The sequence below is a fragment of the Streptomyces sp. NBC_00539 genome (assembly GCF_036346105.1).
In the GTDB taxonomy this organism is placed as follows: domain Bacteria; phylum Actinomycetota; class Actinomycetes; order Streptomycetales; family Streptomycetaceae; genus Streptomyces.
Window position 1 is genome coordinate 5,458,693 of sequence record NZ_CP107811.1, and the last position, 20,200, is coordinate 5,478,892.

Annotated in this window: 17 protein-coding genes; 6 read left to right on the forward strand and 11 right to left on the reverse strand. The window is 73.9% G+C overall.

Annotated elements, in window-relative coordinates:
* The first annotated feature begins 4 nt into the window (after nucleotides 1–4).
* The 3 genes from OG861_RS24485 (at nucleotide 5) to OG861_RS24495 (ending at nucleotide 5,536) form a co-directional block, all read left to right on the forward strand.
* On the forward strand, nucleotides 5–3,463 hold the full coding sequence (locus OG861_RS24485; protein WP_329194008.1) for a DNA polymerase III subunit alpha: 3,459 nt from the start codon (nucleotides 5–7) through the stop codon (nucleotides 3,461–3,463).
* On the forward strand, nucleotides 3,460–4,443 hold the full coding sequence (locus OG861_RS24490; RefSeq protein WP_329194006.1) for a DNA polymerase Y family protein: 984 nt from the start codon (nucleotides 3,460–3,462) through the stop codon (nucleotides 4,441–4,443). The genes OG861_RS24485 and OG861_RS24490 overlap by 4 nt, the downstream gene beginning before the upstream one ends.
* Before the next feature lie 235 nt (nucleotides 4,444–4,678).
* Nucleotides 4,679–5,536: an esterase/lipase family protein gene (locus OG861_RS24495; protein WP_329194005.1), complete on the forward strand. Its 858-nt coding sequence runs from the start codon at nucleotides 4,679–4,681 to the stop codon at nucleotides 5,534–5,536.
* Nucleotides 5,537–5,571: 35 nt separating this feature from the next.
* On the opposite strand, the gene OG861_RS24500 is transcribed toward OG861_RS24495, so the two are convergent.
* From OG861_RS24500 to OG861_RS24520, 5 genes are all read right to left on the reverse strand, one after another.
* Nucleotides 5,572–6,636, reverse strand: coding sequence for a lytic polysaccharide monooxygenase (locus OG861_RS24500; RefSeq protein ID WP_329194004.1), 1,065 nt, complete (start codon nucleotides 6,634–6,636; stop codon nucleotides 5,572–5,574).
* A gap of 210 nt (nucleotides 6,637–6,846) precedes the next feature.
* Complete coding sequence (locus tag OG861_RS24505) at nucleotides 6,847–8,343, reverse strand: M4 family metallopeptidase (protein ID WP_330261984.1); 1,497 nt, start codon at nucleotides 8,341–8,343, stop codon at nucleotides 6,847–6,849.
* Between the two features lie 305 nt (nucleotides 8,344–8,648).
* Complete coding sequence (locus OG861_RS24510; RefSeq protein WP_329194003.1) at nucleotides 8,649–9,701, reverse strand: M4 family metallopeptidase; 1,053 nt, start codon at nucleotides 9,699–9,701, stop codon at nucleotides 8,649–8,651.
* 106 nt (nucleotides 9,702–9,807) lie between these two features.
* Nucleotides 9,808–10,290: a DUF402 domain-containing protein gene (locus OG861_RS24515; protein ID WP_329194002.1), complete on the reverse strand. Its 483-nt coding sequence runs from the start codon at nucleotides 10,288–10,290 to the stop codon at nucleotides 9,808–9,810.
* Nucleotides 10,287–11,255, reverse strand: a complete 969-nt coding sequence (locus OG861_RS24520; RefSeq protein ID WP_329194001.1) for a GNAT family N-acetyltransferase — start codon at nucleotides 11,253–11,255, stop codon at nucleotides 10,287–10,289. Before OG861_RS24520 ends, OG861_RS24515 begins: the two co-directional genes overlap by 4 nt.
* Nucleotides 11,256–11,325: 70 nt before the next feature.
* Here OG861_RS24520 and OG861_RS24525 point away from each other — a divergent pair, with 70 nt between their 5' ends.
* Nucleotides 11,326–11,718 (forward strand): GntR family transcriptional regulator, encoded by a 393-nt coding sequence (locus OG861_RS24525; protein WP_329194000.1) that lies wholly within the window; start codon nucleotides 11,326–11,328, stop codon nucleotides 11,716–11,718.
* 76 nt (nucleotides 11,719–11,794) lie between these two features.
* On the opposite strand, the gene OG861_RS24530 is transcribed toward OG861_RS24525, so the two are convergent.
* Both OG861_RS24530 and OG861_RS24535 read right to left on the reverse strand, forming a co-directional pair.
* Nucleotides 11,795–12,340, reverse strand: a complete 546-nt coding sequence (locus tag OG861_RS24530; protein WP_329193999.1) for an FABP family protein — start codon at nucleotides 12,338–12,340, stop codon at nucleotides 11,795–11,797.
* A 95-nt stretch (nucleotides 12,341–12,435) separates the two neighbouring features.
* Nucleotides 12,436–13,545 (reverse strand): DUF5925 domain-containing protein, encoded by a 1,110-nt coding sequence (locus OG861_RS24535; protein ID WP_329193998.1) that lies wholly within the window; start codon nucleotides 13,543–13,545, stop codon nucleotides 12,436–12,438.
* Nucleotides 13,546–13,741: 196 nt separating this feature from the next.
* Between OG861_RS24535 and OG861_RS24540 the strand changes: the two genes are divergently transcribed.
* Nucleotides 13,742–14,548: an SGNH/GDSL hydrolase family protein gene (locus OG861_RS24540; RefSeq protein ID WP_329202071.1), complete on the forward strand. Its 807-nt coding sequence runs from the start codon at nucleotides 13,742–13,744 to the stop codon at nucleotides 14,546–14,548.
* 14 nt (nucleotides 14,549–14,562) lie between these two features.
* On the opposite strand, the gene OG861_RS24545 is transcribed toward OG861_RS24540, so the two are convergent.
* Entirely contained in the window at nucleotides 14,563–16,206 is a 1,644-nt protein-coding gene (locus tag OG861_RS24545) for a serine/threonine-protein kinase (RefSeq protein ID WP_329193997.1), read from the reverse strand.
* Between the two features lie 286 nt (nucleotides 16,207–16,492).
* Between OG861_RS24545 and OG861_RS24550 the strand changes: the two genes are divergently transcribed.
* The gene (locus tag OG861_RS24550; protein ID WP_329193996.1) at nucleotides 16,493–16,762 is read left to right on the forward strand and encodes a hypothetical protein; all 270 of its coding nucleotides are present in this window, start codon (nucleotides 16,493–16,495) and stop codon (nucleotides 16,760–16,762) included.
* 173 nt (nucleotides 16,763–16,935) lie between these two features.
* Here the strand turns inward: OG861_RS24550 and OG861_RS24555 are convergent, their stop codons facing one another.
* The 3 genes from OG861_RS24555 to OG861_RS24565 form a co-directional block, all read right to left on the reverse strand.
* Entirely contained in the window at nucleotides 16,936–18,195 is a 1,260-nt protein-coding gene (locus tag OG861_RS24555) for a CaiB/BaiF CoA transferase family protein (RefSeq protein WP_329193994.1), read from the reverse strand.
* Between the two features lie 161 nt (nucleotides 18,196–18,356).
* Nucleotides 18,357–19,145 (reverse strand): ABC transporter permease, encoded by a 789-nt coding sequence (locus OG861_RS24560; RefSeq protein WP_329193993.1) that lies wholly within the window; start codon nucleotides 19,143–19,145, stop codon nucleotides 18,357–18,359.
* Nucleotides 19,142–20,125, reverse strand: coding sequence for an ATP-binding cassette domain-containing protein (locus OG861_RS24565; protein ID WP_329193991.1), 984 nt, complete (start codon nucleotides 20,123–20,125; stop codon nucleotides 19,142–19,144). Before OG861_RS24565 ends, OG861_RS24560 begins: the two co-directional genes overlap by 4 nt.
* Between the last annotated feature and the right edge of the window lie 75 nt (nucleotides 20,126–20,200).

Below are 20,200 nucleotides of genomic sequence, written 5' to 3' on the forward strand. Positions count from 1 at the left end.
GCGGGTGCCCGGTTTTACGCATCTGCACACCGTTTCGGGGTTCTCCATGCGCTACGGAGGCTCCCACCCGGAACGGCTGGCGGAACGCGCCGCCGAGCGGGGCATGGACGCCCTCGCCCTCACCGACCGCGACACCCTCGCCGGCGCGGTGCGCTTCGCCCGGGCGGCGGCGGAAGCCGGGATCCGGCCCCTGTTCGGGGTCGACCTCGCAGTGGCCGGGAGCCCCGCGGCCACCACCATCCGTACCGACTCCGCCGAAGCCTCCTCCCGGCGGCGCAACCCCGTCAGGGGCGGCGCCTTCGTCGACGAGTCCGCGGCCCGGGCCGTCTTCCTCGCCCGCGACGGCGCCACCGGCTGGGCCGAGCTGTGCCGCATGGTCACCGCCGCCCACGCCGGCGCACCCGGCGTCCCGCTCCTGCCCTGGGAGGAGCTGCGCGGCGCGAGCGGCGTGTACGTCCTGCTCGGCCCCGGCTCCGAAGTGGGCCGGGCCCTCGCCGCGGGCCGCCCGGACCGGGCCGCGCGCCTGCTCGCGCCCTGGCGGGAGGTCTACGGGGACGACCTGCGCCTGGAGGCCGTCCACCACGGCCGCACCGGCACCGGGCCCGGCTCGCTGCGCCTGGCCGCCCGGACGGTCGGCTTCGCCGCCGAGCAGGGCGTCCCGGCCGTGCTGACCAACGCCGTCCGGTACGCCGACCCCGGCCAGGGGCCCGTCGCCGACGTCCTCGACGCGGCCCGCCGTCTGGTCCCCATCGACCCCCGCAAACCCCTCGACAGCGGCGAACGCTGGATCAAGGACCCCGCCGCCATGGCCGAGAACGCCGACCTGATCGCCCGGGCGGCCGGGCTGCGCCCCGCCGACGCGCGCCGGCTGCTCGCCGAGACCCGGCGGACAGCCGAGGCCTGTGCGGTGGACCCCGAGGACGACCTGGGGATCGGGTCCGTCCACTTCCCCGAGGCCCGGCTCGTCGGCGCCGCCCACCGCACCGCCCAGCGGGTCCTCGCCTCCCGGGCGGCCGCGGGCATGGTGCTGCGCGGCTACGCCGGCGAGCGCCGGTACTGGGAGCGGATGCACGAGGAACTCGACGTCATCGCCTACCACGGCTTCGCCTCGTACTTCCTGACGGTCGCCCAAGTGGTGGACGACGTACGGGAGATGGGCATCCGGGTGGCGGCCCGCGGCTCCGGCGCGGGTTCCCTCGTCAACCACCTCCTCGGCATCGCGCACGCCGACCCCCTCGCCCACGGGCTGCTGATGGAGCGCTTCCTGTCCAAGCGCCGCCGGGTGCTGCCCGACATCGACATCGACGTGGAGTCCGCCCGCCGGCTGGAGGTCTACCGGCGGATCATCGACCGGTTCGGCGCCGAACGCGTCGCCACCGTCTCCATGCCCGAGACCTACCGGGTCCGGCACGCCATCCGTGACGTGGGCGCCGCCCTGTCCATGGATCCGGCCACCGTCGACCGGCTCGCCAAGGCCTTCCCGCACATCCGGGCCCGCGACGCCCGCGCGGCCCTCGCCGAACTCCCCGAACTCCGGGGCGTGCGGGGAGAGTCGCACGGGCGGCTGTGGGAGCTGGTCGAAGCGCTGGACGGCCTGCCGCGGGGCATCGCCATGCACCCGTGCGGGGTGCTGCTCTCGGACGCCTCGCTCCTCGCCCGCACCCCGGTCGTACCGAGCAGCGGCGAGGGCTTGCCCATGTCCCAGTTCGACAAGGACGACGTGGAGGAACTCGGCCTGCTCAAACTCGACGTGCTGGGCGTACGGATGCAGTCCGCGATGGCGCACGCCGTCGCCGAGCTGCGCCGCGCCACGGGGCAGGAGCTCGACCTGGACGACCCGGCGCAGGTGCCGCCGGGCGACGGGGCCACGTACGAGCTGATCCGTTCGGCCGAGACGCTGGGCTGCTTCCAGATCGAGTCCCCGGGCCAGCGCGACCTGGTGGGGCGGCTCCAGCCCGCCACCTTCCACGACCTGGTCGTGGACATCTCGCTGTTCCGGCCCGGCCCGGTGGCCGCCGACATGGTGCGCCCGTTCATCGAGGCCCGGCACGGGCGGGCCCCGGCCCGTTTCCCGCACCCGGACCTGGCGGACGCGCTGGCGGAGACCTACGGGGTGGTGGTCTTCCACGAGCAGATCATCGAGATCGTGCACGTCATGACCGGCTGCGGCCGCGACGAGGCGGACCGGGTGCGGCGCGGGCTGTCCGACCCCGACTCGCAGGGCCGGATCAAGGTCTGGTTCGCGGCGACGGCGCGGGACCGCGGCTATTCGCCCGAAGTGATCGCCCGGACCTGGGAGATCGTGGAGGCCTTCGGCTCGTACGGGTTCTGCAAGGCGCACGCGGTGGCCTTCGCCGTCCCCACGTACCAGTCCGCCTGGCTCAAGGCCCACCACCCGGCCGCCTTCTACGCCGGGCTGCTCACCCACGACCCCGGCATGTACCCCAAGCGGCTGCTGCTGGCGGACGCGCGGCGCCGGGGCGTCCCCGTGCTGCCGCTGGACGTGAACCGGTCCTCGGTCCACCACCGCATCGAACTGGTGTCCGAGGTGCCGCCGCTGTGGGGGCTCCGGCTCGCGCTGGCCGACGTCCACGGCATCAGCGAGACCGAGGCCGCCAGGATCGAGGCCGGCCGGCCCTACGCCTCCCTGCGCGACTTCTGGGACCGGGCCCACCCCGGCCGGCCCGTGGCCGAACGGCTTGCCCAGGTAGGGGCGCTGGACGCGTTCGGCGCCAACCGGCGCGACCTGCTGCTGCACCTGAGCGAACTGCACGGCGCCCAGCGCGCGGCCGACGCCCGGGGCAGCGCCCAGCTCCCCCTCGGCGGCGGCCGGTCCACCGCCGCCGTCGGGCTGCCCGACCTCAGTGAGGCCGAGCGGCTCAGCGCCGAACTCGGCGTCCTCGGCATGGACACCTCACGCCACCTGATGGCGGACCACCACGCCTTCCTGGCCGAACTGGGCGTGGTCCCGGCCCGGCGGCTGCGCGACACCGAACACGGCCGGACCGTGCTGGTCGCCGGCGCCAAGGCGGCCACCCAGACCCCGCCCATCCGCTCCGGCCGCCGGGTCATCTTCACCACCCTCGACGACGGGACCGGCCTGGTCGACCTGGCATTCTTCGACGACAGCCACGAGGCCTGCGCCCACACCGTCTTCCACTCCTTCCTGCTGCTGGTGCGCGGAGTGGTGCAGCGGCGCGGACCGCAGAGCCTGAGCATCGTCGGAGCGGCGGCCTGGAACCTCGCCGAACTGGTCGAACTGCGGGAGCAGAGCGGCCTGGAGGCGGTCACCGCCCGGCTGTCCGAACCGGTGCGCGAAGGCTCCGGGCCCTCCGCCCCCGGCCGCCGGATCCACCTGCCGACCGGCTACGAGATGAACCCGTGGGCCGACCTCCAGCCGCCCGGGACGGGCCCGGCGACCGGACGCAAGCTGTGGCACTCCAGCCCGGGGAGCGCGGGATGAACAGCGCGATCCTGCACGTGAGGTGCGCCCCGGCGCTGACCGGCGAGGGCTACCGGGAGGTCCTGGAGCTGCTGCGGGAGTTCTCCCCGGTGGTGCAGGCCCTGCCGCCGCGCGCCGCGCTGGTCCAAGTCGGCGGCGCGCAGCGCTACTTCGGCGCGGACGCCGCCCGTATCGCCGAGGTGGTACGGCTGCGCGCGGTGGCCCGGCTGGGCACCGACGTCCGGATCGGGGTCGCCGCCACCTGGGCCGTGGCCGCGACGGCCTCCGCACGGGTCCCCGGACCCGGCGGGATCCTGGCCGTCCCCGAGGAGGCGGTGCCCGGATTCCTCGGGCCGCTGCCGGTGGAGGCGCTGTACGGGCTCGGCTCCCGCCAGGCCGAGGCGCTGCGCGGCTACGGACTGCATACGATCGGGGCGCTCACCGAGGTGTCACCCGGGGTCGTCGAGCGGATCCTCGGCAAGCGGGCGGGACGCCTGGTCGTGGAGCGCGCCCACGGCGCCGACCCGCGGCCGGTCACCCCGAGGGACCTGCCGTCCTCGGCCGCCGTCCGCGCCGGGTTCCCGCGGGAGGAGCTGGACGGCCCGCACGCCCGGGCCGCGCTGCTCGCCCTGGTCGTCCGACTCGGCGCCACCCTGCGCGGGCGCCGCCAGGCCGCGCGGGCGCTGACCTTGACCCTCCAGTTCGCCGGCGGGACCCGGTGGGAGAAGACGCGGCGGCTGACGGAGCCCTCCGCCCACGACGAAGACATGCGGGCCATGGCGTACCGCCTGATGGACGCGGCCGGCCTGCAACGGGCCCGGCTGACCGGCATGGTGCTCCGGGCCGAGGACCTCACCGGCGCCGCGGGCGTGGCGCGCCAGCTCACCCTGGACCCCGTCCGCGAGTCCCGGCTGACGGTCGAGGCGGCCATCGACCGTGCCAACGCCCGCTTCGGCCCGGGCACGGTCCGCCCGGCGGCCACTTTCGGCAAGGCCTCGTAGGCCGTCTCTTTCGTACGTCCGCCGCCGGCGTCTCTTTCGTACGTTCGCCGTCGGCCTCGCGCCGGTCCGTCGGCCTCGCGCAGGACCGGAGAGCAGCTCGACACCCGAGTTTTTACCGACGCGTAACTTCCAAGTCCTGCTACTCGCCCGTAATTTAGCGGCAGCAGCTCCCCTTGTGATCCGGATCACGGGACAAACCCCCCGCACCATCCCCATGACGCAAGGAGATCACTCGATGCTGCCCTGGCGCCGCCTGCTCCGCCCGCTGGCCGTCCTGACCCTCGCAGCCGCCGCGCTCGTCGCCCCCACCGGCACCGCGCAAGCCGCCTCCGCCCCCAGCAGCGGCTGGAACGACTGGACCTGCAAGCCGTCCGCCGCGCACCCGCGCCCCGTCGTGCTCGTACACGGCACCCTCGGGAACTCCGTCGACAACTGGCTCGGCTTCGCGCCCTACCTCGTCCACCGCGGCTACTGCGTCTACTCCCTCGACTACGGCCAGATCCCCGGCCAGTCCTTCTTCAACGGCCTCGGGCCCATCGACAAGTCCGCCGTGCAGCTCGGCACCTTCGTCGACCGGGTGCTGGCCTCCACCGGCGCCGCCAAGACCGACATCGTCGGCCACTCCCAGGGCGGTATGATGCCCCGCCAGTACCTCAAGTCCGGCGGCGCGGCCAAGGTGAACGCCCTCGTCGGACTCGCCCCCGACAACCACGGAACCACCCTGTCCGGCCTGACCCAGCTGCTGCCGTACTTCCCCGGAGCCGAAGACCTGATCAGCTCCGCGACCCCGGGCCTGGCCGACCAGATCGTCGGATCCTCCTTCGTCACCCACCTCAACGCGGGCGGGGACACCGTCCCGGGAGTCGCCTACACGGTGATCACCACCAAGTACGACGAGGTGGTGACCCCGTACACCAGCGGCTTCCTCAGCGGGCCGAACGTACGCAACGTCGTGGTCCAGGACCTGTGCGCCCTCGACTTCTCCGAGCACGTGGCCATCGGCCTGACCGACCGCATCGCCTGGCACGAGGCGGCCAACGCCCTCGACCCGGCCCACGCCGAACGGACCACCTGCGCCTCGGTCTTCCAGTGACGGGCCTTGAGCGGCGCCGGCGGCCCTAGCGCGTCCTAGCGGCCGTGGCGGCCCGTCGTGGCGCGGCGGCGGGCCACGGCGAAGAGCACGGCCGAGCCGACGGCAAGGGTGCCCGCCCCGGCGATCGCGATCATCGGGGCGGAGCCGTCGCCGCCGGTCTGGGCGAGGTCACCCGTCTTGGCCGCAGCCGCGGACGGCGCGGCGAGGGGGGATTCGGCGCTCGTGCCGTTCGTCTTCGGGTCGTCGTCGCCGTGGCCGCCGTGCTCCACGGTCGACTTGGCCGCGCCCTCGGAGATCTGCTCGTCCGTCGGCGGCTTGGCGACGGGTCCGTCCGACGGCTTGGCGCCGGGGGCGGCGCTGCCGGCGCTGCTCGGCTTCGATCCGGGCTTGCCGTCGGCGGTCCCGGTGCCGGTGCCGGACCCCGTGCCGGTCCCGGTCCCGGTGCCCGCCCCGCTGCCGGTGTCCTTGCCGAAGACCACGTCCGAGCAGCTGTAGAAGGCCTCCGGGCTGTCCGAGCGCTGCCAGATGCCGTAGATCAGGTGCCGGCCGCTCTTCTTCGGGACCGTGCCGGAGAAGACGTAGTCACCGCCGCGCATCGCCGGGTCGGTGACCTTCACGAACGGCTCCGGCTCCAGGTCGGACCACCTCAGCGGCTTCGCCGGGTCGTAGCCGTCCTTCGTCACGTACAGCTCGAACGTGCCCTTGTGCGGGGCGGTGCCCTTGTAGCGGAAGGTGTGCGTGCCGGAGGTCATCGCGCCGGCCGGCCAGTCCGCGCGGGCCAGGTCCAGGCCCCGGTACTTGTCGTTCCCCGCGGAGCACAGCTGCCCGTTCGGGATCAGGGCCCGGTGGTTGCCCGCCGCGTTGGCGATGTTCACCGCGTTCCAGTCGTAGAACGGCTGCGTGCCGCCCGCCGCGACCGCCGCCTTGCAGGCCGCCGACCGCGGGGACTCGGGACCCTCCGCGTAGCAGGCGGCCACCCGGCTGACCGGGTCCGTCATCGAACCGTGCGCGGCCGCGGGGGCGGCGGCGTACGCGGCCACCGCGAGCGGGGCGAGGCCGGCGGCGAGGATGCGGCCGGCGGTGCGGGTGACGGTGCGCATGGTGGATCTCCTCCGGGCGGTGGCGTCGTGGTGCGCCAGGGGGGCCGGGCGGCGCGTCCCCGGACACGAGGTGTCTCCGACGCCGTCCCGGCCCTCCCTGGCCACGCCAACCTAACCGCCCCGACCTGCGCTTCCGCGCGGATCGGGGCGGTCGGGGCGATCCTTAGGCCCCGCTTAAGGCGGAGGTAAGCAGCCCCTGAGGAAGGGGGCTCACTTCACGTTGACCGCGGTCCAGGCGGCGGCGACCGCCTGGTACTCGGTGCCACCCGTTCCGTACAGGTCCGCGGCGGCCTTGAGGGTCGCCACCCGCGCCCCCGCGTAGTCCGTCGAGGAGGTCATGTACACGGACAGCGCCTTGTACCAGATCTTGTACGCCTTGGTCCGGCCGATGCCGGCCACGGTGGAGCCGTTGGCGGTCGGGGAGTCGTAGCTGACGCCGTTGACCGTCTTGGCGCCGCTCCCCTCGGACAGCAGGTAGAAGAAGTGGTTGGCGACGCCGGAGGAGTTGTGGACGTCGAGGCGGCCGACGTTCTTGTCCCAGTAGTCGGCGGAGGCGCCGTCGCGGCTCGGCTTGTCCATGTACCGCAGCGGCGTGCCGTTGCCGCGGATGTCGATCTTCTCGCCGATCAGGTAGTCGCCGGGGTCGGAGGCGTTCGCGGCGTAGAACTCCACCGACGTGCCGAAGATGTCGGAGGTGGCCTCGTTGAGGCCGCCGGACTCCCGGGTGTAGCGCAGCCCCGCCGTCGAGGCGGTCAGACCGTGCGACATCTCGTGGCCGGCCACGTCCAGCGCGGTCAGCGGCTTGGTGTTGTTCGTGCCGTCGCCGTAGGTCATGCAGAAGCAGCTGTCGTCCCAGAAGGCGTTGACGTAGGCGTTGCCGTAGTGGACGCGGGAGTACGCCGCGACGCCGTCACCGCGGATGCCCAGCCGGCCCAGTTCGTTCTTGTAGAAGTCCCACGTCACGGCGGCGCCGTAGTGGGCGTCGACGGCGGCGGTCTGCCGGTTGGCGGGGGTGCCGTCACCCCAGGTGTCGTCGGCGTCGGTGAACAGGGAACCGGTCCCGTTGGTGCCGCCGGCCAGGTCGTAGGTCTTGTGGCCGCCGCGCGCGGCGTCGTTCAGCTCGAACTGCGAGCCGTTGGCCTTCGTGCCGAGGGTGACCGAGCCGCTGTACTCGCTGGCGCCGATGCCGGTCTCGATGGCGTCGTAGGAGTAGAGCACCTTGCCGCTGCGGGCGTCGGTGATGGTGTGCACCTTGCTCGGCGTGCCGTCGTCGCCGACGCCTTCGGTGACGCTCTCCCAGGCCAGCACCGGCGCTCCGCCGACGGCCCAGACGACCTTGCGGGCGCCCTTGGGGGCCGCGAGGGAAGCGGACTTGGTGTCCACCGATATCCGGGCGCCGTAAGCCTTGGTGGTGGAGCGCGCGCCGTTCTTGGCGTGCACGACCAGGTCGCCGCCGAGAACCGGGAGCCCGGCGTAGGTGCGCTCGTAACGGGTGTGGACGGTGCCGTCCGCGTCCTTGACGACGTCCCGGGCCACGAGCCCTTCCTGGTCACCGAGGCCGATGGCCTTGGCGGTGGACGGGGCGTCGGACTGCGCCTGGGCGATGGCGGAGGCGCGCGCCGTCCCGGTCAGCGAGACGGCCGTGGCGCCGGCCTCGCGCTCCGCGGCGGCGTTGGCGGGTCCGCTCTGCACGGCGAGGGCGACCATCGCGGCCGAGGCGACGAGCGCGGCGGCGCGGAGGACGTGAACACGGCTGCGGGAGGTGGGGGTTGAGGACGACGTGGGGTGAGTCACTCGTTGCTCCTTGTTGCCAGTGGGGGGCAGTGGTGGAAACAGTGCCAGGAAGTCACCCCGGATTGGCAGGTGCGCAACAAGAATTTGACCTTCCCGTTGTCCGGAGAACGCATTCCGCTGTCCGCTCGGCGGTGAATGCGCCCGGTTTCGGAAGGAGTTCGTCCGCTACTGCCCCGGGCCCAGGCCCGGGGCGGCAGCGGTGGGACACGAGCCGCAGATCACCCGATCCCGGGGATCTGCCGCGCCGCGAACGCGGCGCGCACGGCATCCGCCGCGGACTTGCCGTACATGCGCTGCGCCGTCGCCATCGTCGTGCGCGCCGCGTCGGCGAAGTCGGTGTCGGCGCGGAAGCCGAACTGGGCGTTGACGATGATCCGGTCGGCCGTCCGCGCCCCCAGCGCGCCCCGGATGTCGAAGAGCGCGCGCGACCAGATCTCCCCGTCCGCGTGCACCTCCCCGACCCGGTCGGCGTACACCTTCGAGCCGTCGGTCCGCCGCAGGCAGTGCGGGGCCGCGCTGTAGCCGGTCGAGTCCCAGTCGCCGACGCACGCCAGGTCCGTCTTGCGCGGCCACCCGTACGCCTCGTCCGCGTGCGCGCCGACCTCGACCGCGAGGTAGTCGCCGAAGGCCTCGCCGATCGCACCCGCCTCCGGGGAGGTGCCGAAGCCCGGGACCTGCGCGTTGTGTACGGCGTGGCCGTACTCGTGCACGATCACCTCGGCGTCCTCGGCGTCGTCCACGCCGCCCTTGCCGAAGCGGATCTCGGCCTTCTTGTCGGAGAAGAAGGAGTTGTCCGCGCCCCACTGGTTGATCCGCACCGGCTGGGCGCGGTCGTTGGCCCCCGGCAGCTCGCTGCCGAAACCGAGGCCCTGGAGGTACTCCTGTGCCTCGTTCACCCAGAAGTACGCCATGACCTGCTCGAACCGGTCGTCGTCACGGCTGTAGCCGACGGCGTCCGAGGTCTTCGCGGAGGCGCCGGTGTCCGAACGGACGTAAGCCCACTTCCCGGACAGTGATCCGCTGCCGTCCAGATTGCGCAGCGCGGCGACGGCGTAGGCGGAGGCGGGCACGGCGTCGGCGCCGTCCTTGCCGTCGGTCAGCGTCTGATCGCCCGAGGACTGGACGGGGTTGACCATGAAGACACGGGCCGGGGGGAGCTGCGTCGCTGCGGGGCCTGCCGAGGGCAGGGCCGAGACCGGACCGGGCTGGGCGAACAGCGCCGCGGTGGCGGCGGCAGCGCAGAGGAGACCGCGGGATGTGCGGCGGGTCATGGACGTCCTCCTGCAAGGAAGTGGTGGCGGTGGGTGAGGCCGTGATCCTCGCCCACGCCGACTCCCTTGCGCCAGAGGCGGGACGGACGTGAGGGGGCGGTGTGGACTACGCGAGCAGTGCGGGCAGCCCGGCAGGGGTCCTGGCCTGCGCTTCGAGGGCGTCCAGGGCCGATGCGGCCCGGGCGGCGGCCTCCGGGTCGTGCGCGGCGAGGCCGCTCGCCGCGAACTCGTCCTCGTCCAGGCGCAGGACGCTCGACCCGTCCCCCGAGACCCACAGGTCGAGGTCCAGGTCCTCCACCACGACCTCGCCGTCGCGGACCACGGCCGGCCGGGTCACGTCGCAGTACCAGCCCTTGAGGCGGCCGTCACCCGTCCGCACCTCCTTGACCGCGTACCAGCGGCTGCGCCAGAAGTGCTCGGTGAACACGTCACCCGGCTCGAAGCGCACGAAGCCGAAGTCCCGTACGTCCTCCGCCGCCCAGGGAGCGCGCACGGAGAGGCGGTCGCCCGTGTCGGCGAGCAGCTCGGCCGGATAGCGGATCTTGGTCCGGCCGGCCTTGACGAGGACGATGGTGAGCAGGCCGGTCACGCTGTCACTTCCTTCGGGTCCGTACTGGAGGGGGCGAGCCGCTTCGCGAAGCGGGTCTCGGTGGCGCGGATCTCGTACCCGAACCACTCGTTGACGGCGAGCATCGGCGCGTTGCCCGCGTCGTTGCCGGTCAGCGCCTCGGTGCAGCCGGCCGCGAGGGCCCGGTGCAGGGAGACGGTCTTGGCGAGCCTGGCCAGCCCGTGGCCGCGGTGGGCGCGGCGGGTGCCGGTCATCGCCGAGCCGTAGCGGCCCGCCCCGTCGGTCCGTGCGGCGCAGAAGGCGGCCACCGTGCCGTCGACGAGGACGACCGTCGTCAGGTCGTGGTCGAACGAGGGCTCGTGCCACACCTCGGCGAGCCAGTTGTCGAAGTCGTCCAGTTCCACCGGTACGTCGCCCGGCTCGTCGGACGAGACCTCGGCGTCGGCCTCGTACAGCGGGCGCGGATCGTCCGCGAACGCGGAGGCGGGGCGCAGTTCGACGCCGGGGGGCAGCACGGACGGGTACGGGGGCAGGGTCCGCTCCGACAGTTCCAGGCGCAGGAAGTGGGCCGAGCGGCCGGGGCGGTAGCCGTGCCGGGCGGCGAAGGCGTGGTCGGACGGCCCGTCCAGAGCCCAGGCGTACGAGTCCACGGCCCCGGCGGCGAGCAGGTGCTCCTCGGCCGCCCGCAGCAGGGTGCTTCCCACGCCGAGGCCGCGGTGGGCGGGGTCCACCTGGAGGTTGACGAAGCCGACGCCCGGTTCGGGGCTCTCGTGCGCGATGCCGACCTGGGCGGTGGCGACGGCCAGGCCGTCCGCGCGCTCGGCGAGGAGGATCCGGTACCGCTTGTCAGGGTGGGCGGAGGCGATCTCGTGGGCCACACCGGCCGCGGTGGTGATCATGAACGGGAGGACGGTCCGGCGCAGGTGTACGACGGCTTCCACGTCCCCCGGGTCGCCGGGGCGCAGGTCGCGGATCGAAACGGTCATGGGGGCGACGTTAGGCGCCGGCCGTCGTCGGCGCCTGCGAATTACCGGGCGGTGGGGGACAATCGGCGCCGTGACCTCGACTTCGCCCCACCTCAAGATCAAGATCGACGGCTCGGCCGGTTCCGCCGCCCCCTACGAGCAGCTGCGCGCGCAGATCGCGGACGCGGCCCGGTCCGGGCGCCTGCCGGTGGGGTTCAAACTGCCGACCGTGCGGGGGCTGGCGGAGGAGCTGGGGCTCGCGGCGAACACGGTCGCCAAGGCCTACCGCGCCCTTGAGGGCGACGGCGTGATCGAGACGCGGGGGCGGGCCGGGACGTTCGTCGCCGCCGCCGGGGACTCCGCCGCGCGGGAGGCGGCCGCCGCGGCGCAGGCGTTCGCCGAGCGCGCCCACCGGCTGGGCCTGTCCCGGGAGGAGGCCACGGCCGCGGCGGGGGAGGCCCTGCGGGCGCGGTACGGCAAGTGACGTTCAGCTTCCGCCCGGGTCGGTGCGGGAGCTGAGCCGGGCCATCAGGTGGTGCTCCTTCGGCTGAGCCGGGCCATCAGGTGGTGCTGCACTTTCCGAGCCGGGCCATCAGGTGGTGCTGCATCGGCTGGCCCACGGCCTCCATCTCCTGCACCACGACCAGCTCCCCGCCCTCCAGGGTGTACCGGCGGCGCATCGCGGTCACCTCCTTCGCCCGGGGCGTCACCGACACGCTCCGGGTGGCCATCTCGATCGTGGTGCCGGACACCTGGCCGACGTACGTCTCGACGATCCCGGTCGGGTGGGCCAGCACCACCTCCAGCGAGGCGTCCGGCATCACCCGCCACCAGCCGACCTCCCGCCCCGACGGGCGCAGGGCCGCACCGGACGCGTCGATCAGCCAGGCGCGGGACTCGTAGCGCAGGAAGGGCCGGCCGTCATGGCTGAAGGTGACTTCCTGCTCGTAGCGGAACCCGTGCTCCAGGGTCGGGTACTCGCCGCTGCCCCGGCCGTGCCAGCGCCCGATGAGCGACAGCACGGGCCCAAGCTGCGGGTGCGGTTCCGGGCCCTCGCCGAGGACGAGGCTGTCGGGGTAGGGGTTCTCCTGCGCCGGTTCGGGCACCTGGACTCCTGTTCGGTGTGCCCGGGGGACGCCGGGCACGACGGGGCGTGGCCTTCGGGGCCATTGTGGTCGCACCCGGCCCGCCGGGCCGGGACCTACAGGTAGAGCCCCGGCTCCGCGCCGTGCCCCTGCGGCGGGAGGAGGGCCGACGTCGGACCCGCGCCGCGCCGCAGGGCGAAGAGCTCGGCCAGGGTGGCCCCCTCCCGGGTGACGCCCTCGTCGCTACCGAGCCAGTCCGTCGCCTCACGGTGCGTCAGCCGGCCGACTTCGATCCGGGCCAGGCAGCGGCCCGGCCGGACCACCGCCGGGTGCAGGCGCTCCAGGTCCTCGTTGGTCGTCACCCCGACCAGGACGTTGCGGCCCTGGCCCAGCAGTCCGTCCGTCAGGTTCAGCAGCCGCGACAGCGCCTGCCCGGCCTGGTGGCGGGCCTCGCCGCGGATCAGCTCGTCGCAGTCCTCCAGCAGCAGCAGTCGCCAGCGGCCCTTGGCGCTGCCCTCGTCCTCCCCGATCGCGATGTCCATCAGGTAGCCCACGTCGTTGAACAGCCGCTCCGGGTCCAGGACGCAGTCCACCTGGCACCATTCCCGCCACGACCGGGCCAGCGTCCGCAGCGCGGAGGTCTTCCCCGTCCCGGGCGGCCCGTGCAGCAGGAGCAGCCGGCCCGCGATGTCGTCCGGGGTCACCTTCATCAGCCGGTCCATCGCCTCGGCCACCGGTGCGGTGTAGTTGGGCCGCACCTCCGCCCAGGTGCCCGCCGCGATCTGCCGGGTCGTGCGGTAGGGGCCGCGGCGCGGGGAGACGTACCAGAACCCCATCGTGACGCTCGAAGGCTGCGGTTCGGGCTCGTCCCGCGCCCCTTCCGTGGCCTTGCCCAACACCCCGGCGGCGAGTTCGTCGCTGACGGCCGTCACCGTCACGTCCGCGCCCCGGCTCCAGCGCGAGACGAGCATCGTCCAGCCGTCGCCCTCGGCGAGCGTGGCGCTGCGGTCGGTGTCGCGCGCCGAGCGCAGCACGGTCGCGCCCGGCGGCAGCAAGGTGGCCTCGGCCTTGACCCGTTCGATGGAGACGCTGTGCGAGTACGGCTGCTCGCCGGACGCGAACCGGCCGAGGAACAGGGCGTCGACGACATCCGACGGCGAGTCGCTGTCGTCGAGGGTGAGCCGGATCGGCAGCGCGTCGTGCGGGTTGGCTGACATGGCGCCCATGATCCGGCACGAACTGCCCTCCCGCACCCGTGTTTCGCCGGATCGGGTGTCCGGGTTCCTCCTTCAAACCCCTCGCTCGTGAAGATTCGGAGCCGGTTCCGCTCCGAACATTCTTGGCATGAACACTTCCAGCCAGGCCGTGCTCCCTGTACCAACGACTCAGGAGTAACCCCCACTAGGAGCCGCACACATGAGCATGAGACTGTCGCGCTTCGCCACCCTCACCTCCGCCCTCTTACTCGCCGCGGGCACCGCCCTGTTCGGCGCCGGCCAGGCGGCCGCCTCCGCCCAGGCCGACTTCGGCTACGTAGCCCTCGGAGACTCGTACTCCTCCGGCGTGGGCTCCGGCAACTACGACAGCGCGAGCGGGAACTGCAAGCGCACCTCCCGGGCCTATCCGGCCCTGTGGGCCGCCGCCCACTCCCCCCAGACCTTCTCGTTCACCGCCTGCTCGGGCGCCCGGACGGGTGACGTCCTCTCCGGCCAGCTCGGCCCGCTGAACTCCGGCACGGACCTCGTCAGCATCACCATCGGCGGCAACGACGCCGGTTTCTCCGACGTCATGACGACCTGTGTGCTCCAGTCGGAGTCCACCTGCGTCAACCGCGTCAACCAGGCCAAGGCGTACGTGGACTCCACCCTCCCCGGTCAGCTCGACAAGGTCTACGACGCCATCTCCGCCCGCGCCTCGGCCGCCCACGTGGTGGTCCTCGGCTATCCCCGCTTCTACCAGCTGAACGGTTCCTGCATCGCGGGACTGTCCGAGGGTGAACGCAGCGCCATCAACGGCGCCGCCGACTACCTCAACGCCGCCATCGCCAAACGCGCCGCCGACCACGGCTTCACCTTCGCCTCGGTGACCGGCGCCTTCACCGGCCACGAGATCTGCTCCGGCAGCGCGTGGCTGCACAGCCTCAACTGGGCCGACATCGGCGAGTCATACCACCCGACCGCCACCGGGCAGTCGAGCGGCTACCTGCCCGTCTTCGCCGGCAAGGCATAGGTCCGGACCGGCCCCTACGGCGTTTCCCCCGGGTCCGGCGTCGGGCCCGGGGAGCCGGAAGGAGCCGGTGGAGCGGAGGAGGAGGCCCCGGCCGTCGGGGTCTCCTCCTCGCACGTCACGGAGAAGTCCATCCACGCCGAGACCGCCCGGGCGGGCATGCGCACCTCCAGCCGGACCGCGTCGTCGAAGCTGCCGCCGGTGCCGGGCTCCGTGTGGTGGAACTGCCGGGTCTTCGCGCCGCCCGCCTCGTACGTGACGCTCTGCCAGCCCGCGTCGGGGGCCGCCGTCCCGCCGCGCGTCACCCAGCGGTACTCCACCACGGCGGGAACGGCGTCCACCGCGATCGTCCCGGTGAAGGCGGGCGCGCCGGCCGGGGGCGGCGGGCAGGTGCCGCGGTAGGAGCCGTACAGGGTGTGGACGTACAGCGTCACCTGCCGCCCGGGCGTCGGGCTGCCGCTCGCCGGCGGGGAGTCGGAGGGGGCCGGCGGCGGGCTCGCGGAGGCGGGCGCCGACCCCGTCGGGCCGCTCCCGCCGCTCCCGCCGCTCCCGGTGCTGCCGTTGCTGCCGTCCGGCCGGCCGCGCTCGTCGAACAGCAGCCAGCCCAGCGCCACCACCGCCAGGAGCAGCACCACGACCCCGGCGGCCAGCACCAGCCCGGCCCGCCTGCGCCCGGACTCCGCGGCGGCAACGCGCGTGGCGAGTGGCGTGGCGAGGGGGGTGGTGGGCGCCTGGCCGGAGGGGTTGCGCTCGGGCAGCGGGGTCGTCGGCGCCTGCGGCCCCGACGCCGGACCGGCTGGGGCCCGTACGGTTCCTCCCGCGCCCTGTGGGGCCCGTACGGTTCCTCCCGCGCCGATGACGCGCAGCATCCGGGCCGCCTCCGCCGCGGGCAGCCGCTCGTCCGGGTCCTTGCGCAGCAGCCCCTCCAGCACGGGCGCCAGCGGCCCGGCCCGGCGCGGCGGCGGCGGTTCCCCCTCCACCACCGCCCGCAGCGTGGCCAGCGGGGTGTCCCGGCGGAACGGCGAAGCCCCCTCGACGGCCGCGTACAGCAGCACCCCGAGCGACCACAGGTCCGACGCGGGCCCCGGCTCACGGCCCAGCGCCCGCTCCGGCGCGAGGAACTCGGGGGACCCGACCACCTCTCCCGTCCTCGTGATCGCGGAGGAGCCCTCCAGGCTCGCGATCCCGAAGTCCCCGAGGAGGACCCGGCCGTCATTGGCGATCAGTACGTTGGCGGGCTTGACGTCGCGGTGCACCACCCCCGACTCGTGCGCGGAGCGCAGCGCGGCCAGCACCTGTTCGCCGATGTGCGCGGCCCGTTGCGGGGTCATCGGCCCCTCGCCCTCCAGCACGTCCGCCAGCGAGAGCCCGCGCACCAGCTCCATCACGATCCAGGGGCGGCCGCCCTCGGTGGCCACGTCGTAGACGGTCACCACCCCGCGGTGCGAGACCCGCGCCGCCGCCCAGGCCTCCCGCTCCAGCCGCCGGTACATCCGCTCCACCTCGGCCGGGTCCAGTCCGGCGGGCGCCCGGACCTCCTTCACCGCGACCTCGCGGCCGAGCACCTCGTCACGGGCCCGCCACACGATGCCCATGCCGCCGCGGCCCAGCGGACCCAGCAGCCGGTAGCGGCCGGCGATGACACGCCCGTCCTCATCCATGTTCCCGCTCACACGAGCCCCCCACGGCCGTCACCGGATGATCACTCCAAGTTAGCGCAGCGGGGGTGTCCTGACCCCTGTCGTGACGGGACTGCCGCAAAGGAGCCCCCGATGCGGTCCGGAAGGCGGCCGACCTGTGCGGAGAGTGATCGCCGACTGCACTGAGTAACCGTCAACTCCCCGTAGGTATAGGGGTAATTCACACCACCGGGATACCCGGGGGCGACGCCGGGGCGATAGGGTTAACCTGCCCGGGCCGGGTGCCCTCGTACGGGTGGGGAGAGACATGGAACAGATAGCAATGCGCAGCAGGCCGCCTCGCGTGCCTGCCATCACTTGCGGCAGCAGTGCGACCAGCTCGCGCCTCGACCGCCACCTCGCCGTGCTGGGCGGTCCCGCCGTCCCGCACCACGAGACCGCGGAGGCGACGCTGCTGATGCGCGAACTCACCTCCCGCGACCACACGCACTTCCAGCGGAGCCGGAGCGCGCGCGTCGCGCTGTTCGCGCCGCTGCGTCGGCTGCGGCGCACGCTCTTCGGCAGCCGCCGCTCGTAACTGCCCCTGCGAGGCGGCCGGTTGGCCCGGCCGCACCCCGGCCCCGTCTTGTCCACGGCGTACTCCGGCAGTGCCCCGGCCTGCCCCGGTGTGCTCCGCCCCCTCCCGGCGGTCCTCGGTGTCCCGGCAACCCGGCGCGCTCGCGCCGGGCGGCCGGGCCCCGCCGTCACTCCTCAGGCGATCACACCGTCCCGGCGCAGCGCCGTGATCCGCTCGTCCGTCATCCCCAGGCCTCGCAGCAGCGCCTCGGTGTGCTCCCCGAGCGCGGGCACCGCCCCCATCAGCGGCGGCGGGCCGTCGGGCAGCCCGATCGGCGGCAGCAGCGCCCGCAGCGGACCCACCGGTGACCCCACCTCCCGCCAGCGGTCACGCGCCGCCAGCTGGGGGTGCGCCGCCAGTCGCGCCACCGGGTTCAGCCGCGCACAGGCGATGCCCGCCGCCTCCAGGCGGCCGATCGCCTCCTCGGCGTCCAGCGCCGCCAGGGCCTTGGCCACCACCGCGTCGGTCGCCTCCCGGCCGCGGGTGCGGGCGGCGTTCGTCGCGTACGCCGGATCGTCCGCCAGCTCCGGTCGCTCGAGGACCTGTTCCGCCAGGCGGCGCCACTCGCGGTCGTTCTGAACGGACAGCAGTACGCGGTCCCCGTCGGCCGTCGGATAGGCGTCATAAGGGGCGATGACGGCGTGGGCGAGGCCGGTCCGTACCGGCTGCCGCCCACCGTGCATCGTGTGGTGCAGGGGGTGGCCCATCCACTCGGCGAGGGCGTCCAGCATCGACACCTCCACCCTGCCCCCGCGCCCGGTGGTCCCGCGGCGCAGGAGGGCGGCGAGCACTCCCGAGAAGGCGTACATGGCGGCCGCGATGTCGGCCGCGGGGATCCCCGCCTTGACGGGCTGCTCCGGGGTGCCGGTCACCGACACCAGCCCCGCCTCGCACTGGACGAGCATGTCGTAGGCGCGCTTGTGGGCGTACGGGCCCTCGGGGCCGTATCCGGAGATGTCCACGGCGACCAGCCGCGGGTAACGGGCGCACAGCGCCGCCGAGTCGAGGCCGAGCCGGGCGGCGGCGCCGTGGGCGAGGTTCTGGACGAAGACGTCGGCGCCGTCCAGCAGGCCGTGCAGGACCTCCCTCCCGCGCGGATCCTTGAGGTCCAGCGCGATCGACTCCTTGCCGCGGTTGGCCCAGACGAAGTGCGAGGCGAGGCCCTGGGCGGTGGTGTCGTAGGCGCGCGCGAAGTCGCCGCCGTCGGGTCGCTCGACCTTGATCACCCGCGCTCCCAGATCGGCGAGCTGGCGGGTGGCGAAGGGGGCCGAGACGGCCTGTTCGACGGCGACGACGGTGAGGCCTTCGAGGGGCAGCGGATCGGTGGCGGGCGCAGCGGGGTGCGGCGCGGGTCGTGGTGCGGATCGCGGCGCGGGGTGCGTGTCAGGAGCCATGACAACCTGCCTACCTGCTCGGACCCGGGGCTGTCATCCCGCACGGCGCCGAGAACCGCGCGGTTTCCCGCGCGGTGTGCCGGGGGTCCGGCACTTTCCTGGGCGGTGCGCTTCGAGCCCGGCTCGCCTTCGGCGCGGTGTGCCGGGGCCCCGGTCCGCTGTCAGCCCGGGCCGCGGGTGAAGCGGCGCGCGGCCGCCGGGGCGAACAGCGCCAGCAGGACCAGGGACCAGAGCACCGCCCCCGCCACCGGATGCGCCGCCGGCCAGGCGGCTCCCGGCGCGGCCCCGCCGCCCGCGTTGCCGCACAGTGCGCGCACCGCGCTCGCGACCGCGCTGATCGGGTTCCACTCGGCCACCGTCCGCAGCCACCCCGGCAGTCCTGCGGTCGGCAGGTACGCACTGGAGAGCATCGGCAGCACGAAGGTGGCGCTGCCCAGTTGGCCCGCCGCCTCCTCGCTCTTGCTCAGCAGCCCGAGGTACGTGCCCGTCCAGGCCGTGGCGAAGCGGAACAGCAGCAGCACCCCCAGAGCGCCGAGCGCGCCCGGCAGGCCGTGCTCGATCCGCCAGCCCATCGCCAGTCCCACCAGCATCAGCGGCACCATCGACACCGCCGTCGTCAGGAGGTCGGCGGCGGTCTGCCCGAGCGGTACGGCGGCCCGGCTCATCGGCAGCGTACGGAAGCGGTCCATCACCCCGCGGTGGGCGTCCTGCGCGGCCGTGAACATGCCGGTCATCAGGCCGTTCGCGGCGGTGGCGGCGAGCAGCCCCGGCACCAGGAACTCCCGGTACTCGGACCCCGGCATGGCGAGCGCGCTGCCGAAGACGTAGCCGAAGAAGAGCAGCAGGGTGATCGGCATCGTCTGGGTGAGGATCAGCAGCGCGGGCGCGTGGCGCGCCTTCTGCAACTGCCGGGTGAGGACGGCGCCTCCGTCGGACAGCAGGGTGCTCATGCCGCGGCCCCCTCGATCCGGTCGATGTGGCCGGTGGTGGCGCGGCGGACCCGGGTGAGGCGCAGGAACACCTCGTCGAGGGTGGGTGGCCGCAGTGTGGCGTCGGTGACCGGGATCCCGGCCGCGTCCAGGGCGCGGATGATCCGCGGCAGGGTCAGGGCGCCGTCCAGGACCGTCGCGCCGGTCGTGAGGCGCTCCTCGTCCAGGACGGGCGCGCCGCCGGTGAGCTGGTCCAGGACCACCGCCGCTCCCGCGAGGGCCGAGCGGTCGGCGACGGTGACCTCGGCGTGGGCGCCGATGCGGGCCTTGAGTTCTGCGGGCGTGCCGCCGGCCACGACCCGGCCGCCGTCGACCACCACGATGTCGTCGGCGAGCCGGTCGGCCTCCTCCAGGTACTGGGTCGTGAGCAGCACGCCCGCGCCCTCGTCGGCGAGTTCCCGTACGGCCGCCCAGATGTGCTCGCGCGCCGCCGGGTCCAGGCCGGTCGTCGGTTCGTCCAGGAACAGCACCCGGGGGCGGTTGATCAGCCCGGCGGCCAGGTCCAGGCGCCGTTTCATGCCGCCCGACCAGGTGGAGGCGACCCGGTCGGCCGCCCCGCCCAGGCCGAAGCGGTCCAGCAGCTCGTCGGCGCGGGCCCGGGCGGCGGCACCGCGCAGCCCGGCCAGACGGGCGAAGAGCCGCAGGTTCTCGCGGCCCGTCAGGTCCCCGTCCACCGAGGCGTACTGGCCCGTGACCCCGATGGAGCGGCGGACGGCGGCGGGGGCGCGGGTGACGTCGTGACCGGCGACCAGGGCGCGGCCGCCGGTGGGCGCGGTGAGGGTGGTGAAGGTGCGCACGGCGGTGGTCTTGCCCGCACCGTTGGGGCCGAGGAGGCCGCAAATCGAGCCGTACGGCACTGCCAGGTCCAGTCCGCTCAGGGCGTGGACCTCTCCGTAGCTCTTCTCCAGACCTTCACTAAGTACAGCGTACGTAGTTGTCATGTCCGGCACCCTACCGCACTACGTACGGTGTACGTAACTACGATGGGGCGATGGAAGAAGTGACGAGGTGATGGG